The sequence below is a fragment of the Enterobacter sp. RIT637 genome (assembly GCF_019718755.1).
GTDB lineage: Bacteria > Pseudomonadota > Gammaproteobacteria > Enterobacterales > Enterobacteriaceae > Enterobacter.
This window is the reverse complement of sequence record NZ_JAIHAZ010000015.1, coordinates 67,966-82,942: the sequence shown is the minus strand read 5'-3', so window position 1 is coordinate 82,942 and position 14,977 is coordinate 67,966. Positions and strand designations below refer to the sequence as shown.

Annotated in this window: 14 protein-coding genes; 9 read left to right on the top strand and 5 right to left on the bottom strand. The window is 49.4% G+C overall.

The window, feature by feature from the left end; translation table 11 throughout:
- Positions 1-2 precede the first annotated feature (2 nt).
- The 8 genes from hisD (at position 3) to K5E19_RS18615 (ending at position 7,658) form a co-directional block, all read left to right on the top strand.
- Positions 3-1,307, top strand: coding sequence for a histidinol dehydrogenase (hisD, locus tag K5E19_RS18650; protein ID WP_221552520.1), 1,305 nt, complete (start codon positions 3-5; stop codon positions 1,305-1,307).
- A complete protein-coding gene (gene hisC / locus K5E19_RS18645; RefSeq protein WP_042716029.1) occupies positions 1,304-2,365 on the top strand; it encodes a histidinol-phosphate transaminase in 1,062 nt (353 codons plus the stop codon). The genes hisD and hisC overlap by 4 nt, the downstream gene beginning before the upstream one ends.
- Positions 2,362-3,429 (top strand): bifunctional histidinol-phosphatase/imidazoleglycerol-phosphate dehydratase HisB, encoded by a 1,068-nt coding sequence (gene hisB / locus K5E19_RS18640; RefSeq protein ID WP_221552519.1) that lies wholly within the window; start codon positions 2,362-2,364, stop codon positions 3,427-3,429. Before hisC ends, hisB begins: the two co-directional genes overlap by 4 nt.
- A complete protein-coding gene (gene hisH, locus K5E19_RS18635; RefSeq protein WP_221552518.1) occupies positions 3,429-4,019 on the top strand; it encodes an imidazole glycerol phosphate synthase subunit HisH in 591 nt (196 codons plus the stop codon). The genes hisB and hisH overlap by 1 nt, the downstream gene beginning before the upstream one ends.
- Positions 4,019-4,756, top strand: a complete 738-nt coding sequence (gene hisA / locus K5E19_RS18630; RefSeq protein WP_221552517.1) for a 1-(5-phosphoribosyl)-5-[(5-phosphoribosylamino)methylideneamino]imidazole-4-carboxamide isomerase — start codon at positions 4,019-4,021, stop codon at positions 4,754-4,756. The genes hisH and hisA overlap by 1 nt, the downstream gene beginning before the upstream one ends.
- Positions 4,738-5,514 carry an imidazole glycerol phosphate synthase subunit HisF gene (hisF, locus tag K5E19_RS18625; protein ID WP_042716022.1) on the top strand — a complete coding sequence of 259 codons (777 nt, stop codon included), beginning with the start codon at positions 4,738-4,740 and terminating at the stop codon, positions 5,512-5,514. Before hisA ends, hisF begins: the two co-directional genes overlap by 19 nt.
- Positions 5,508-6,119: a bifunctional phosphoribosyl-AMP cyclohydrolase/phosphoribosyl-ATP diphosphatase HisIE gene (gene hisIE, locus K5E19_RS18620; RefSeq protein WP_114977796.1), complete on the top strand. Its 612-nt coding sequence runs from the start codon at positions 5,508-5,510 to the stop codon at positions 6,117-6,119. Before hisF ends, hisIE begins: the two co-directional genes overlap by 7 nt.
- A 453-nt stretch (positions 6,120-6,572) precedes the next feature.
- Positions 6,573-7,658 (top strand): acyltransferase, encoded by a 1,086-nt coding sequence (locus tag K5E19_RS18615; protein WP_221552516.1) that lies wholly within the window; start codon positions 6,573-6,575, stop codon positions 7,656-7,658.
- A gap of 115 nt (positions 7,659-7,773) precedes the next feature.
- On the opposite strand, the gene wzzB is transcribed toward K5E19_RS18615, so the two are convergent.
- A complete protein-coding gene (wzzB, locus tag K5E19_RS18610; protein WP_221552515.1) occupies positions 7,774-8,748 on the bottom strand; it encodes an LPS O-antigen chain length determinant protein WzzB in 975 nt (324 codons plus the stop codon).
- A 193-nt stretch (positions 8,749-8,941) separates the two neighbouring features.
- Between wzzB and K5E19_RS18605 the strand changes: the two genes are divergently transcribed.
- On the top strand, positions 8,942-9,946 hold the full coding sequence (locus tag K5E19_RS18605) for an NAD-dependent epimerase (protein ID WP_221552513.1): 1,005 nt from the start codon (positions 8,942-8,944) through the stop codon (positions 9,944-9,946).
- 53 nt (positions 9,947-9,999) lie between these two features.
- Here K5E19_RS18605 and ugd read toward each other — a convergent pair whose 3' ends face one another.
- The 4 genes from ugd to glf all read right to left on the bottom strand — a co-directional run bounded on the left by ugd (position 10,000) and on the right by glf (position 14,977).
- Positions 10,000-11,166: a UDP-glucose 6-dehydrogenase gene (ugd, locus tag K5E19_RS18600; RefSeq protein WP_042716014.1), complete on the bottom strand. Its 1,167-nt coding sequence runs from the start codon at positions 11,164-11,166 to the stop codon at positions 10,000-10,002.
- 253 nt (positions 11,167-11,419) lie between these two features.
- Positions 11,420-12,826, bottom strand: coding sequence for an NADP-dependent phosphogluconate dehydrogenase (gndA, locus tag K5E19_RS18595; protein WP_023294999.1), 1,407 nt, complete (start codon positions 12,824-12,826; stop codon positions 11,420-11,422).
- 142 nt (positions 12,827-12,968) lie between these two features.
- Complete coding sequence (locus K5E19_RS18590; protein WP_221552511.1) at positions 12,969-13,874, bottom strand: glycosyltransferase; 906 nt, start codon at positions 13,872-13,874, stop codon at positions 12,969-12,971.
- A complete protein-coding gene (glf, locus tag K5E19_RS18585; protein ID WP_221552510.1) occupies positions 13,871-14,977 on the bottom strand; it encodes a UDP-galactopyranose mutase in 1,107 nt (368 codons plus the stop codon). Before glf ends, K5E19_RS18590 begins: the two co-directional genes overlap by 4 nt.

Sequence of the window (14,977 nt, the reverse complement as noted above, 5' to 3'; positions counted from 1 at the left end):
CCATGAGCTTTAACACAATCATCGACTGGAATAACTGTAGCGACGCACAGCAGCGCGAGCTGCTGATGCGTCCGGCGATTTCCGCCTCGGAAAGCATCACCCGTACCGTGGCCGAGATCCTCAATAACGTCAAAACCCGTGGCGACGACGCGCTGCGTGAATACAGTGCGAAGTTTGATAAAACCGAGGTTGGCGCGTTAAGGGTCACCGAAGAGGAAATCGCGGCAGCGGAAAGCCGTCTGGGTGACGAGATCAAACAGGCGATGGCCGTCGCGGTGAAAAACATTGATACCTTCCACACCGCGCAGAAATTACAGACCGTCGATGTGGAAACGCTGCCCGGCGTACGCTGCCAGCAGGTGACTCGCCCGGTTGCGTCGGTCGGCCTTTATATCCCTGGCGGCTCTGCTCCGCTTTTCTCTACCGTATTAATGCTGGCGACGCCAGCGCGTATCGCCGGGTGTCAGAAAGTGGTGCTCTGCTCGCCGCCGCCGATTGCCGACGAGATCCTTTATGCCGCGAAACTGTGCGGCGTTCAGGAGGTATTTAACGTGGGCGGTGCGCAGGCCATTTCCGCGCTGGCCTTTGGCACCGAGTCCATCCCGAAGGTTGACAAGATTTTTGGCCCGGGCAATGCCTTTGTGACCGAAGCCAAGCGCCAGGTCAGCCAGCGTCTGGACGGCGCAGCCATCGACATGCCAGCCGGTCCGTCTGAAGTACTGGTGATTGCCGACAGCGGCGCGACGCCGGATTTCGTGGCGTCCGACCTGTTATCTCAGGCGGAACACGGCCCGGACTCGCAGGTCATCCTGCTGACGCCGGACGCCGATATGGCGAAACGCGTGGGCGAAGCCGTTGAGCGTCAGCTTGCAGACCTGCCGCGTGCTGAAACGGCACGCCAGGCGTTGTCCGCCAGCCGCCTGATCGTGGCGCGCGATCTGGACCAGTGTATTGCCATCTCTAATCAGTACGGTCCTGAGCACCTGATCATTCAGACCCGCAGCGCGCGCGATCTGGTCGACAGCATTACCAGCGCGGGCTCGGTGTTCCTCGGCGACTGGTCACCGGAGTCCGCGGGCGATTACGCCTCCGGCACCAACCACGTGCTGCCAACGTACGGCTATACCTCCACCTGCTCAAGTCTGGGCCTGGCGGATTTCCAGAAACGCATGACCGTGCAGGAACTCTCCCGCGAGGGGTTTGCATCACTGGCTTCCACCATTGAAACCCTGGCCGCCGCCGAGCGCCTGACCGCACACAAAAACGCCGTGACGCTGCGCGTTGCCGCCCTGAAGGAGCAAGCATGAACATTGAAGAATTAGCCCGCGAAAATGTCCGTCGACTGACTCCGTATCAGTCTGCCCGTCGCCTGGGCGGTAACGGCGACGTCTGGCTGAACGCCAACGAGTTCCCGACGGCGGTGCAGTTCGAGCTGTCGCAGCAAACGCTGAACCGCTACCCGGAGTGCCAGCCGAAGGCGGTTATCGAAAACTACGCCCAGTACGCGGGCGTGAAGCCGGAGCAGGTTCTGGTCAGCCGCGGCGCGGATGAAGGTATTGAACTGCTGATCCGCGCGTTCTGCGAGCCCGGTAAAGATGCGGTGATGTACTGTCAGCCCACTTACGGCATGTACAGCGTCAGCGCGGAAACCTTCGGCGTGGCGTGCCGCAACGTGCTGTCCCTGGAAGACTGGCAGCTCGATCTGCAGGGCATCGCCGACAACCTCGACGGCGTGAAGGTGGTCTTCGTCTGCAGCCCAAATAACCCGACCGGCCAGATTATTAACCCGCAGGATATTCGTACCCTGCTGGAGATGACCCGCGGCAAGGCGCTGGTGGTGGCGGATGAAGCCTATATTGAATTCTGCCCACAGGCGACGCTGGCAGGCTGGATTGAAGAGTACCCGCACCTGGTGGTGCTGCGCACGCTGTCGAAGGCTTTCGCCCTCGCGGGTCTGCGCTGCGGCTTTACGCTGGCCAATAAAGAGGTCATCGACCTGCTGCTGAAAGTTATCGCGCCTTACCCGCTCTCCACGCCGGTGGCCGATATTGCCGCACAGGCGCTGGCGCCGCAGGGTATCAACGCCATGCGTGAACGCGTGGCACAAATTCTGGAAGAGCGTCAGTACCTGGTGACGGCCCTGAAAGCGATCCCCTGCGTAGAGCAGGTGTTTGACTCTGAAACCAACTACATTCTGGTGCGCTTTACTGCCTCAAGCTCCGTATTTAAATCTTTGTGGGATCAGGGCATTATCTTACGAGACCAAAATAAACAACCATCCTTAAGCGGCTGCCTGCGTATTACCGTCGGCACCCGTGCAGAGAGCCAGCGCGTGATTGACGCCCTGAAAGCGGAGAAAGTATGAGTCAGAAGTATCTCTTTATCGATCGTGACGGCACCCTTATTTCGGAGCCACCTACCGATTTTCAGGTCGATCGTTTCGACAAGCTGGCTTTTGAACCCGACGTGATCCCGGTTCTGCTTAAACTGCAGAAGGCTGGCTTTAAGCTAGTGATGATCACCAATCAGGACGGGCTGGGTACAGACAGCTTCCCGCAGGCCGACTTCGACGGCCCGCACAACCTTATGATGCAGATCCTCACCTCGCAGGGCGTGGTGTTTGATGAGGTGCTGATTTGTCCGCACCTGCCAGCCGACGAGTGCGACTGCCGTAAACCGAAAGTGAAGCTGGTTGAACGTTATCTGGCGGAAGAAGCGCTCGATAAAGCCAACAGCTATGTGATTGGCGATCGCGCCACCGACATCATCCTCGCCGAAAACATGGGCATCACGGGCCTGCGTTACAGCAGCAGCGATCTCAACTGGGCGAAGATTGGCGAACAGCTGACCAAACGCGACCGCTACTCACACGTTGAGCGCAACACCAAAGAGACGCAGATTGATGTGAAGGTCTGGCTGGACCGTGAAGGCGGCAGCAAGATCCACACCGGCGTCGGATTCTTTGACCACATGCTGGACCAGATTGCGACCCATGGCGGTTTCCGCATGGAAATTACGGTAAAAGGCGACCTTTACATTGACGATCACCACACCGTGGAAGACACCGGCCTGGCGCTGGGCGAAGCCCTGAAGCTGGCGCTTGGTGACAAACGCGGCATCAACCGTTTCGGCTTCGTCCTGCCGATGGACGAGTGCCTGGCACGCTGCGCCATGGACATCTCCGGTCGCCCGCACCTGGAATATAAAGCCGATTTCACTTACCAGCGCGTGGGCGATCTCAGCACCGAAATGGTGGAGCACTTCTTCCGTTCGCTCACCTACACTATGGGCCTGACGCTGCACCTGAAAACCAAAGGCAAGAACGATCACCACCGCGTGGAAAGCCTGTTCAAAGCCTTTGGCCGTACGCTGCGCCAGGCGATCCGCGTTGAAGGTGACGCCCTTCCCTCGTCGAAAGGAGTGTTGTAATGAACGTGGTGATTCTGGATACCGGATGCGCCAACCTGAACTCCGTGAAGTCGGCGATTGCCCGCCACGGCTACGAGCCGGTGGTGAGCCGTGACCCGGACGTGGTGCTGCGCGCCGACAAACTCTTTTTACCGGGCGTGGGCACCGCGCAGGCGGCGATGGATCAGATTCGCGAACGCGAGCTGGTCGATCTGATCAAAGCCTGTACCCAACCGGTGCTCGGCATTTGCCTGGGTATGCAGATCCTGGGCCGCCGCAGCGAAGAGAGCAACGGCGTCGACCTGCTGGGCATCATTGACGAAGACGTGCCGAAAATGACCGACCACGGTTTACCGCTGCCGCACATGGGCTGGAACCGCGTCTACCCGAAGGCAGGCAACAGGCTGTTCCAGGGGATCGAAGACGGCGCGTATTTTTACTTTGTACACAGCTACGCCATGCCGGTGAACGCGAACACCATTGCCCAGTGCAACTACGGCGAGGCGTTTACCGCAGCGGTACAGAAAGATAATTTCTACGGCGTGCAGTTTCACCCGGAACGCTCTGGTGCCGCAGGCGCACAGCTGCTGAAAAACTTCCTGGAGATGTGATGATTATTCCCGCTTTAGATTTAATTGACGGCACAGTTGTTCGTCTCCACCAGGGCGATTACGGCCAGCAGCGCGACTACGGTAACGACCCGCTGCCGCGCCTGCAGGACTACGCGGCGCAGGGCGCTGAGGTGCTTCACCTGGTCGACCTGACCGGCGCGAAAGATCCGGCGAAACGCCAGATCCCTCTGCTCAAAAAGCTGGTTGCCGGCGTGGATGTCCCCGTACAGGTTGGCGGCGGCGTGCGTACGGAAGACGACGTTGCTGCCCTGCTGGACGCGGGCGTGGCGCGCGTGGTGGTCGGTTCAACCGCCGTAAAAGATCCTGAGACAGTGAAGGGCTGGTTCCGCCGCTTCGGTGCCGATGCACTGGTGCTGGCGCTGGACGTGCGGATTGATGAACAGGGTAACAAGCAGGTTGCCGTTAGCGGCTGGCAGGAAAACTCCGGCGTAACGCTGGAAGAGCTGGTCGATATTTATCTTCCCGTCGGCCTGAAGCACGTGCTGTGCACGGATATCTCACGCGACGGTACGCTGGCTGGTTCTAACGTTTCGCTGTACGAAGAGGTCTGCGCGCGCTATCCACAGGTAGCGTTCCAGTCTTCTGGCGGTATCGGTGATATCGGCGACGTGGCCGCGCTGCGCGGTACTGGTGTGCAGGGCGTGATTGTGGGACGGGCCTTACTGGAAGGCAAATTTACGGTGACGGAGGCGATTCAATGCTGGCAAAACGGATAATCCCTTGCCTGGACGTACGTGACGGCCAAGTGGTGAAAGGCGTGCAGTTCCGCAACCACGAGATCATTGGCGACATCGTTCCGCTGGCAAAACGCTATGCCGATGAAGGTGCCGATGAGCTGGTATTTTATGACATCACCGCCTCCAGCGATGGACGCGTGGTCGACAAAAGCTGGGTCGCACGCGTGGCTGAAGTCATCGACATCCCGTTCTGCGTGGCGGGCGGAATCAAATCCGCTGACGACGCGGCCAAAATTCTCTCGTTTGGCGCGGACAAAATTTCCATCAACTCCCCTGCGCTGGCCGATCCGGAACTCATCACCCGCCTGGCCGATCGCTTTGGCGTGCAGTGTATTGTGGTCGGTATCGACACCTGGTTTGACGATGCCACCGGCAAGTACCACGTTAACCAGTACACGGGCGACGAAAGCCGCACCCGCGTTACCCAGTGGGAGACGCTGGACTGGGTGCAGGAAGTGCAGAAGCGCGGCGCGGGCGAGATTGTCCTGAACATGATGAACCAGGACGGCGTGCGTAACGGCTATGACCTGGAGCAGCTGAAAAAAGTGCGCGCCGTGTGCCATGTGCCGCTGATCGCCTCCGGCGGCGCGGGCACCATGGCGCACTTCCTGGAAGCCTTCCGCGATGCGAACGTGGACGGCGCGCTGGCCGCGTCCGTGTTCCACAAACAAATTATCAATATTGGTGAGTTAAAAACGTACCTGGCCGACCAGGGCGTGGAGATTAGGGTATGTTAACAGAGCAACAACAGGCGCAGCTGGACTGGGAAAAGACTGACGGATTACTGCCGGTAGTTGTACAGCATGCTGTTTCAGGTGAAGTGCTGATGCTGGGGTATATGAACCAGGACGCGCTGGCAAAAACGCTCGACAGCGGTAAGGTGACCTTTTTCTCGCGTACCAAACAACGCCTGTGGACCAAAGGCGAAACCTCGGGTCATTTCCTGAACGTGGTCAGCATTACCCCTGACTGCGATAACGATACCCTGCTGGTGCTGGCAAACCCGATTGGGCCGACGTGCCACAAAGGGACCAGCAGTTGCTTTGGTGAGGCGAGCCACCAGTGGCTGTTCCTTTACCAGCTTGAGCAGCTTTTGGCTGAACGTAAAACGGCTGACCCTGAAAGTTCGTATACCGCGAAGCTGTACGCCAGCGGCACCAAACGCATAGCGCAGAAAGTGGGCGAAGAAGGCGTCGAGACGGCGCTGGCGGCGACGGTGCATGACCGGGAAGAGCTGACTAACGAGGCATCGGATTTGATGTACCACCTGCTGGTGCTGCTGCAGGATCAGGAGCTGGATTTAACGGCGGTGATTGAGAACTTACGTAAGCGCCACAAATAAAACTACTCAAGCGACAAGTTGTCATATTTAATTTGTCGCTTTTGTATTGATTTTCAATTCTTATTTTGTAAGGCTTGTTCTACAATAGTTTCATCTTTGCCTCTAATGCAGAGAATTTTTAAGCAAAAAGATAAGCTATCTCATGAACACGTTTGTAAACGTTCTCAGCTAGTTAAGTGTTCGAGGTCATTACCTCATCGATTCATATAGCTGACAAATTATTCGATAGCTATATTTACATCTCCCCACAATCATTTATAATGAAAAATTCAGTCTCAACCACACTTTTTTTAAGAGTTAGTCTGCACCTTATTGAGCCAAAATTCTGCGTTTACTCAGATATCCAATGCTAAGCAGCCTAATATTTCAATAATTGAGACAGGAAGGCAAGTCATTCACTACTGTTAAGAGTTTCAATCAAAAAAATTGAGTTTAGAAGGGTTAGTACTTCGAATGCAAAAAATAACACATTTAGAAGGGTTAAGAGGGCTATGCTGCTTCATAGTGGTTTTCGATCATTGTGTTACAGCCTTTAATTCTGCCTTCAGGCATACAAATGTTTCGGGGATTTGGGGAGAGATACAAAGGATAATCGCATGGTCTCCATTGAATTTAATTTATAGCGGAATCCCATCCGTATACATATTTTTCATTCTCAGTGGATTTGTGTTATCACACAAATTTAATAAACAAAAGGATATTAGCATTCTTACATCAGCAAGTATAAAAAGATACCCAAGACTAATTATTCCGATCTTTTTCGCAATGGTTATTTTATATCTAATATATCAAGTGAGCAACTATACCTTTGATACGTCCTTTCAAATGACAATCAAAGATGTTTTTATGCAATCTTTTGTTTATGTTCCTTTCGGAGGTGAACGTTTAGAGAATGGAGCAATGTGGACAATCACATATGAATTATTCGGTTCTTTTCTCGTTTTTGCGTTGTTAGCTATATTTGGTAATTTTCGCTATAAATATATAGTGTATTTAATTTGTTTTATCTTCACATTAGACACCTATTACTGTATTTTTATCTTTGGGATGACTGTGAACTCACTCCTTCATGATAATTATTCAATTACCTTGCGTAAAAAATCCTTGTCAATTATATTAATAATAGCATCATTGATATTAATGTCATTCCCATACCCTAGAACCGGAACGGAAATTGGAGGGATCTATCAATATATGATGCTTTTTTCGGATCATAATAAAACATATCAGTATCTTATAAAATTTGGTAGCATGGCTTTGTTTATTGGATTATTCAGCCTTCACGAATCAATATTATTTTTCAATAAACGCCCCCTTCAATTCATGGGAAAAATATCCTTTTCTGTATATATTTTGCATGTTCCATTCCTGATTTTCATCCTAAACTTCAAAAATGTAGTGCCAACTACATTTATCTCGATGATAGCCTTATCTTCAATGGTGTATTTCATGACAATAATAACTGCCATTTATTTCGAAAAATTCGTGGACAATGGCTCAGTAAAATATAGCAACATTCTCGCAAAAAAAATCGCATAATAAAGCGGAGCTTATGCTCCGCTTTATTTAACCTCACAGCACTCACACAATAATATAAAAGATAAAAATAATAGTGTATGAATATCACATTAAATCATGAAGATAGAATAACAAATCATTCATGATGTCTCCGTACCGCATTACGACCCAATACAGTCATTGAACCAAAAATGCCCCCCATCAATACGGCAAGAATCAGAGCAATGGATTTTTTTGGACTATCGCGACGGATAGGTAAATTCGGTTTCATCACATAACGGTAAACGTGAATGGTGTCCGGGTTCACATTCAGGTTCTGGATGTCCAGTAAGTTCTGTTTGGTCTGGTAGTACGCACCTGAGAAGACCAACGGACGGGACGCTTCGTTCTCAATCATTGACTTCAGCGCTTCGCTTCCCAGCAGGAACATAGTTTCCTGGGTTACATCCTGAGTTTGCTGAATCTGCGGTGTCGTGATTTTTGCGGCTTCAGCGTTTTTCAGGGCCTCAGTGATCTGTTTGATACGCAGATCTTTCTGCTCCTGAGACACTTTCTCCTGGTTTTCCAGGGAGTCGTTCAGAGTGGTGATCTGCTGTTTGATGTTATCCCGCAGATCAAGCGTCAGCTCTTTTGCGGTTTGCTCGTCAACCTGCTGGATGTACTGCGCAAGCTGCTTCTGAGCCGCTTCGGCAGATTCGCCCTGATAGGTTACGGTTAATGGAAATGCCTGACCCTTAACGGTAGCGTCGATGGTCAGCTTCTCTGAAATCTCCTGGTTTTCCAGCGCCTGAGCTAAAGCTGAAAATGAAGAGTTGAAGCGGCCAATAGCACGATTCTGTATATCCGACATTGAAGGGGCTGCGCCACCGTAAAGGATATTCAGCGCATTCGCGTAAGTGGCAATCTGAGCCGCATCGGGCTGGGCAATGATAGCAGATGAGGTCCATTTTTCTTTTGCTATGGTGATATAAACACCAGCCAATACGATAAAAACAGCGATAAACGCCCCAATTACCCACTTCCCACGCCACAGCTGTAGCACTAAATCAAGTAAATCAATTTGCTCCGGGTCGTTACTGCGCGTGACCAGGTTATTGTTGTTTTGCGTCATACAATCCCTAACAGATCAAAAAGGGCAAAAGAAATCATGTTCCCATAGTGTATCTGTTGCTGGCAATTTTTCTATAGGAATACGATGAGTTATATCGGAAAGATGGGTTATGTAACTGATGCGCTACGCGCTATCATAGACAAATTCTGATGCCTCAGGCATCAACAAGAACGAAGCGTTAACGAGGAAAGATATGAAATTTTTGGTAACGGGCGCAGCAGGTTTTATCGGTTCACATGTCAGCAAGCGACTACTGGACGCAGGCCATCAGGTCGTCGGTATTGATAATCTGAATGACTATTACGATCCGAACCTAAAGGTGGCACGTCTGGATCTGCTCAACTCCGATAATTTCAACTTCCACAAGCTGGATTTGTCCGACCGTGAAGGCATGGCCACCCTTTTCGTCAACGAGAGATTTGACCGTGTCATCCACCTGGCGGCTCAAGCGGGCGTACGCTATTCGCTGGAAAATCCGCTCGCCTATGCAGATGCTAACCTGGTTGGTCATCTCAACGTGCTGGAAGGTTGCCGCCATCACAAGGTTCAGCACCTCCTGTATGCCTCCTCCAGCTCCGTTTACGGTCTGAATCGTAAGATGCCGTTCTCAACTGACGACTCAGTGGATCACCCAGTTTCACTGTATGCGGCGACCAAAAAAGCCAATGAGCTGATGTCGCACACTTACTCGCATCTCTACAACCTGCCGACAACCGGGCTTCGCTTCTTTACGGTGTACGGTCCGTGGGGACGTCCGGACATGGCGCTGTTTAAGTTCACCAAAGCGATGATTGAAGGTAAGAGTATCGATGTCTACAACTACGGCAAGATGAAGCGTGACTTCACCTACATCGACGATATCGCTGAAGCGATCATCCGCCTGCAGGATGTGATCCCTCAGGCCGATGCGAACTGGACCGTCGAGACCGGTTCACCAGCGACCAGCTCCGCACCGTATCGCGTCTACAACATCGGTAACAGCTCGCCTGTCGAACTGATGGATTACATTACCGCGCTGGAAGATGCGTTAGGTAAAAAGGCAGAGAAAAACATGATGCCCATCCAGCCAGGTGACGTGCTGGAAACCAGCGCCGATACGAAGGCGTTATATGACGTGATTGGTTTTAAACCGCAGACCTCGGTAAAAGACGGAGTGAAGAACTTTGTCGACTGGTACCGTAATTTTTATAAGGTTTAATACAAAAAAACCCGGCGCATGAGCCGGGTTTTTTATGTGCGGTAGACGGGAGATTAGTCGCTACCAAACAGATCGCGGGTATAAACTTTATCCGCCACGTCTGCCAGCTCTTCCGCCATACGGTTGGAGATAATCACATCCGCTTCTTTTTTGAAAGCGTCCAGATCGCGAACCACGCGGGAGTGGAAGAACTCGTCTTCCTGCATCGCTGGTTCATAGATAATGACCTGCACGCCTTTCGCCTTAATACGCTTCATGATCCCCTGAATAGAAGAAGCACGGAAGTTATCAGAGCCGCTCTTCATAATCAGACGATAAACGCCCACCACTTTCGGCTGACGCGCAAGAATGGAATCAGAGATGAAGTCTTTACGCGTGCGGTTGGCATCGACAATCGCGGAAATCAGATTGTTTGGCACCGCCTGATAGTTTGCCAGCAGCTGCTTGGTATCTTTTGGCAGGCAATAACCGCCGTAGCCAAAGGACGGGTTGTTGTAATGGTTGCCGATACGCGGGTCGAGGCACACGCCTTCGATGATTTGGCGGGTGTTCAGGCCCAGACTCTCTGCATAGCTGTCTAGTTCGTTGAAGTAGGCCACGCGCATTGCCAGATAGGTATTAGCGAAGAGCTTGATCGCCTCGGCTTCGGTAGAGTCAGTGAACAGTACCGGAATATCTTTCTTGATTGCGCCTTCCTGGAGCAGTGCAGCAAAACGTTCCGCACGCTCAGAGCGCTCACCGATCACGATACGGGATGGGTGCAGGTTATCGTATAACGCCCTACCCTCGCGCAGAAACTCTGGCGAGAAGAAGACATTATCAATACCCAACTCTTCTTTAATCGATTTAGTAAAGCCTACCGGAATGGTCGACTTAATGATCATCACCGCTTTCGGATTGATTGCGATAACGTCCTTGATCACCGCTTCTACCGTTGAGGTGTTGAAATAGTTGGTTTTAGGATCGTAATCCGTTGGTGTGGCGATGATGACGAAATCTGCGTCGCGGTAGGCGTCTTCTTTATCCGTCGTGGCACGGAAATTCAGAGGTTTATTAGCAAGGTATTCCTGGATTTCTTTATCGACAATCGGGGATTGCTTTTGATTAAGCATATCCACTTTGGACTGAACGATATCCAACGCCACCACTTCATGGTTTTGTGCGATCAGAATGCCGTTTGATAGGCCTACATAGCCTGTTCCGGAGATAGTTATTTTCATTCGTTCAACTTCTTCAAGTTTAGGTTTCAGGAGGCGTAAGCACACCACCGCAATAAACAACTGTTGAGGTTTTTACCTCTTATGTTGAGCGGCTGTCAAGGCGAATGCCTGGCTGCAGAAATGAGAAAACGCAGTGGTTTATAGGGTGTTGAAAGACACTCGCTGGACAAAGCAAGTCCAGATGGGCTTATCCGTTATAAAAAAAGCCCGGTGAGCATCACCGGGCTTTGTTATCAGGCTGAGTTAAATCAGATTAATCCAGCCATTCGGTGTGGAACACACCTTCTTTATCGGTACGTTTATACGTATGCGCACCGAAGTAATCACGCTGTGCCTGAATCAGGTTCGCTGGCAGTACGGCAGCACGGTAGCTGTCATAGTACGCCACCGCAGCGGAGAAGGTCGGAACAGGGATACCGTTCTGCACAGCGTAAGCAACCACGTCACGCAGCGCCTGCTGGTATTCGTCAGCGATTTTCTTGAAGTACGGTGCCAGCAGCAGATTCGCGATACCGGCATTTTCAGCGTACGCATCAGTAATTTTCTGCAGGAACTGAGCGCGAATGATGCAACCAGCACGGAAGATCTTCGCGATTTCACCGTAGTTCAGATCCCAGTTGTTTTCGTCTGAAGCGGCACGCAGCTGAGAGAAGCCCTGCGCGTAAGAGACGATTTTACCGAGGTACAGAGCACGACGGACTTTCTCAACGAATTCAGCTTTGTCACCGGCTGGCTTGGCCTGAGGGCCGGACAGCACTTTTGAAGCTGCAACGCGCTGCTCTTTCAGGGAGGAAATGTAACGTGCAAACACAGATTCAGTGATCAGGGACAGAGGCTCGCCCAGATCCAGAGAGCTCTGGCTGGTCCATTTACCGGTACCTTTGTTCGCTGCTTCATCCAGAATCACATCAACCAAGTATTTACCCTCTTCATCTTTTTTAGTGAAGATATCTTTGGTGATGTCGATCAGGTAGCTGTTAAGCTCGCCTTTGTTCCACTCGGTGAAGGTCTCGGCGAGTTCTTCGTTTGAGAGGTTCAGGCCCCCCTTCAGCAGGGAGTATGCTTCGGCAATCAGCTGCATATCGCCGTATTCGATGCCGTTGTGAACCATCTTCACATAGTGGCCAGCACCGTCAGGACCGATATAGGTCACGCACGGCTCGCCGTCTTCAGCAACGGCTGCAATTTTGGTCAGGATAGGAGCGACCAGTTCGTACGCTTCTTTCTGGCCGCCAGGCATGATAGATGGACCTTTCAGTGCACCTTCTTCACCACCGGAAACGCCGGTACCGATGAAGTTAAAGCCTTCCGCAGACAGTTCACGGTTACGACGAATGGTGTCGTGGAAGAAGGTATTACCGCCATCAATGATGATGTCGCCTTTATCCAGATACGGTTTCAGGGAATCGATAGCAGCATCGGTACCTGCGCCCGCTTTCACCATTAACAGGATACGACGAGGTGTTTCCAGAGACTCAACGAACTCTTTAACCGTATAGAAAGGAACCAGTTTCTTGCCTGGATTCTCAGCGATGACTTCTTCAGTCTTATCACGGGAGCGGTTGAAAACGGAGACGGTATAACCACGGCTTTCGATGTTGAGCGCCAGGTTGCGCCCCATCACTGCCATACCGACAACGCCGATCTGTTGCTTGGACATTACATACTCCTGTCAGGTGTGGTCACCGCGACTTGTGCGCGGCTTGAATGTAGCTCTGATGTTAACCCAATTTTATCATGTGTGTGTAGGGACAATTGTGCCTAAATGAGCAATAATCACTGAATATTGCTGCATATAAAAATCAAGGTCTAAATTTATCATTATTTTTCAAAGAGAAGGAATCTCTGTATGCTTTTAAGGTAGTTAAAGCATGTGAAATTTTGCCACGCAATAAGGATAAACCAAAATATCCCACCGTCAAAAATAATGGTCTCATTTTTACAGGGATAGAATTACCATGAACTCTTAATATATAAAAATGATTGCGTAACATGAAATATCCTTTCCATGAATTTAAATCATTACCTTGGTTATTAACCAATAAGCGTGTTGCTTTAGCGCTTGGATGACAAAATATTTTATACCCATTATTTCTAGCACGAATTGAATAGTCCAGATCATCGTTGAAGATGAAAAATCTGGCATCAGGCTTGCCAATTTTATCTACAAGTTCTTTGGATATCAATGGACCTTCAAAAGGAACACCATCAATTTCTATTGGCTCATGAAAAGGCTGCCTTTCGTATAAGTCTTGAATCGTTGATCTTTTTGGGTTAATAATGAATGGATCTGATAGATCATATTTCAAAGGTGAAATTTCAGCACATGATCCATCTAGATTGAATCTCATTGGCTGCGTAATACCGTTATTATCGAATTTCACAAGATGAGAAAGGCAATCTGGTGAAGGAAGCAGATCATCATCCATCAACCATACACAATCATATTCTTTGTTTTTAATAATGTCGAAACCAAATGAAAAGCCACCTGCACCACCAAGGTTTGCCCCAGTATTAAAATAGGTCAAAGCGGCATCAGAAAATTCTTTCTGCATCTCTTGGACTAATAAATCTGTACCATCCTGACTATTATTATCGACAATAATGATCTCATTTATTGGATAGGACTGATTATGTAAGCCTTTTATTACTTTACTTAAAAAATCCTTGCGTTTATAAGTAACGACTAAAGCTATAACCTTCTTCATTTAGCTTCTAACTCCTTTTCGACAGCATTCAATGCAGAAGCTATTACCTGATGCATATCGTAATATTTGTATTCAGCCAAACGGCCGCCAAATAGAATATTGCTTAATGTTTTTGACTTTTGTTTATATTGAGAGAAAATTCTGTTATTTTTACTGTCGTTAACAGGATAATACGGCTCATCGCCATGCTTGAATTCTTTTGGATATTCTTTAGTGATTACTGTTTTAGCTTGAGTTCCAAATTCGAAATGTTTATGCTCAATAATACGGGTATAAGGGAAATAAGCATCAATATAGTTTATCACCGCATTACCCTGGAAATTATCTGTTTCCAGAACCTCATTCTGGAATTCAAGCGTGCGATATTCAAGCTCACCAAACTCAAAATCAAAGTATTTATCGATAGGCCCAGTATAAACAACTTTTGAAGCAGATTCGATCCATCTGTTTTTATCGTCAAAAAAGTCTACTTCTGTTTCAACTTCTATGCCATTAAGCAAGGATTCAATTATGCTATTATAGCCGCCAATTGGTATACCTTGATATTTATCATTAAAGTAGTTATTATCAAAAGTAAAGCGCACAGGAAGTCGCTTAATGATAAATGGAGGAAGTGTTTTACAATCTCGTCCCCATTGCTTTTCAGTATATTCTTTTATTAAAGTATTGAAGATGTCTCTACCGACTAACGAAATCGCCTGTTCTTCAAGATTTTGGGGGTCCTTCCCATCCATTTCCGCACTCTGGGAAGCAATTTTGCTTTTAGCCTCTTCAGGCTTAGTTACCCCCCATAATTGATAAAATGTATTCATATTAAAAGGCAAGTTATACATTTTACCTTTTGATATTGCAACCGGGGAATTTGTAAATCGATTAAATTCAGTAAGAGTATTAACGTAGTCCCAGATTTTTTTATCATTTGTGTGAAAGATATGCGCACCATAAGCATGGACGTTTATACCTTCGATTTCCTTACAGTATATGTTTCCACCAATATGATTTCTTTTTTCAATCACTTTAATTTTGAAACCACGTTTGTGCATCTCATGAGCAAAGACACAACCAAACAGCCCAGACCCAACAATCAGGTAATCATATTTCAT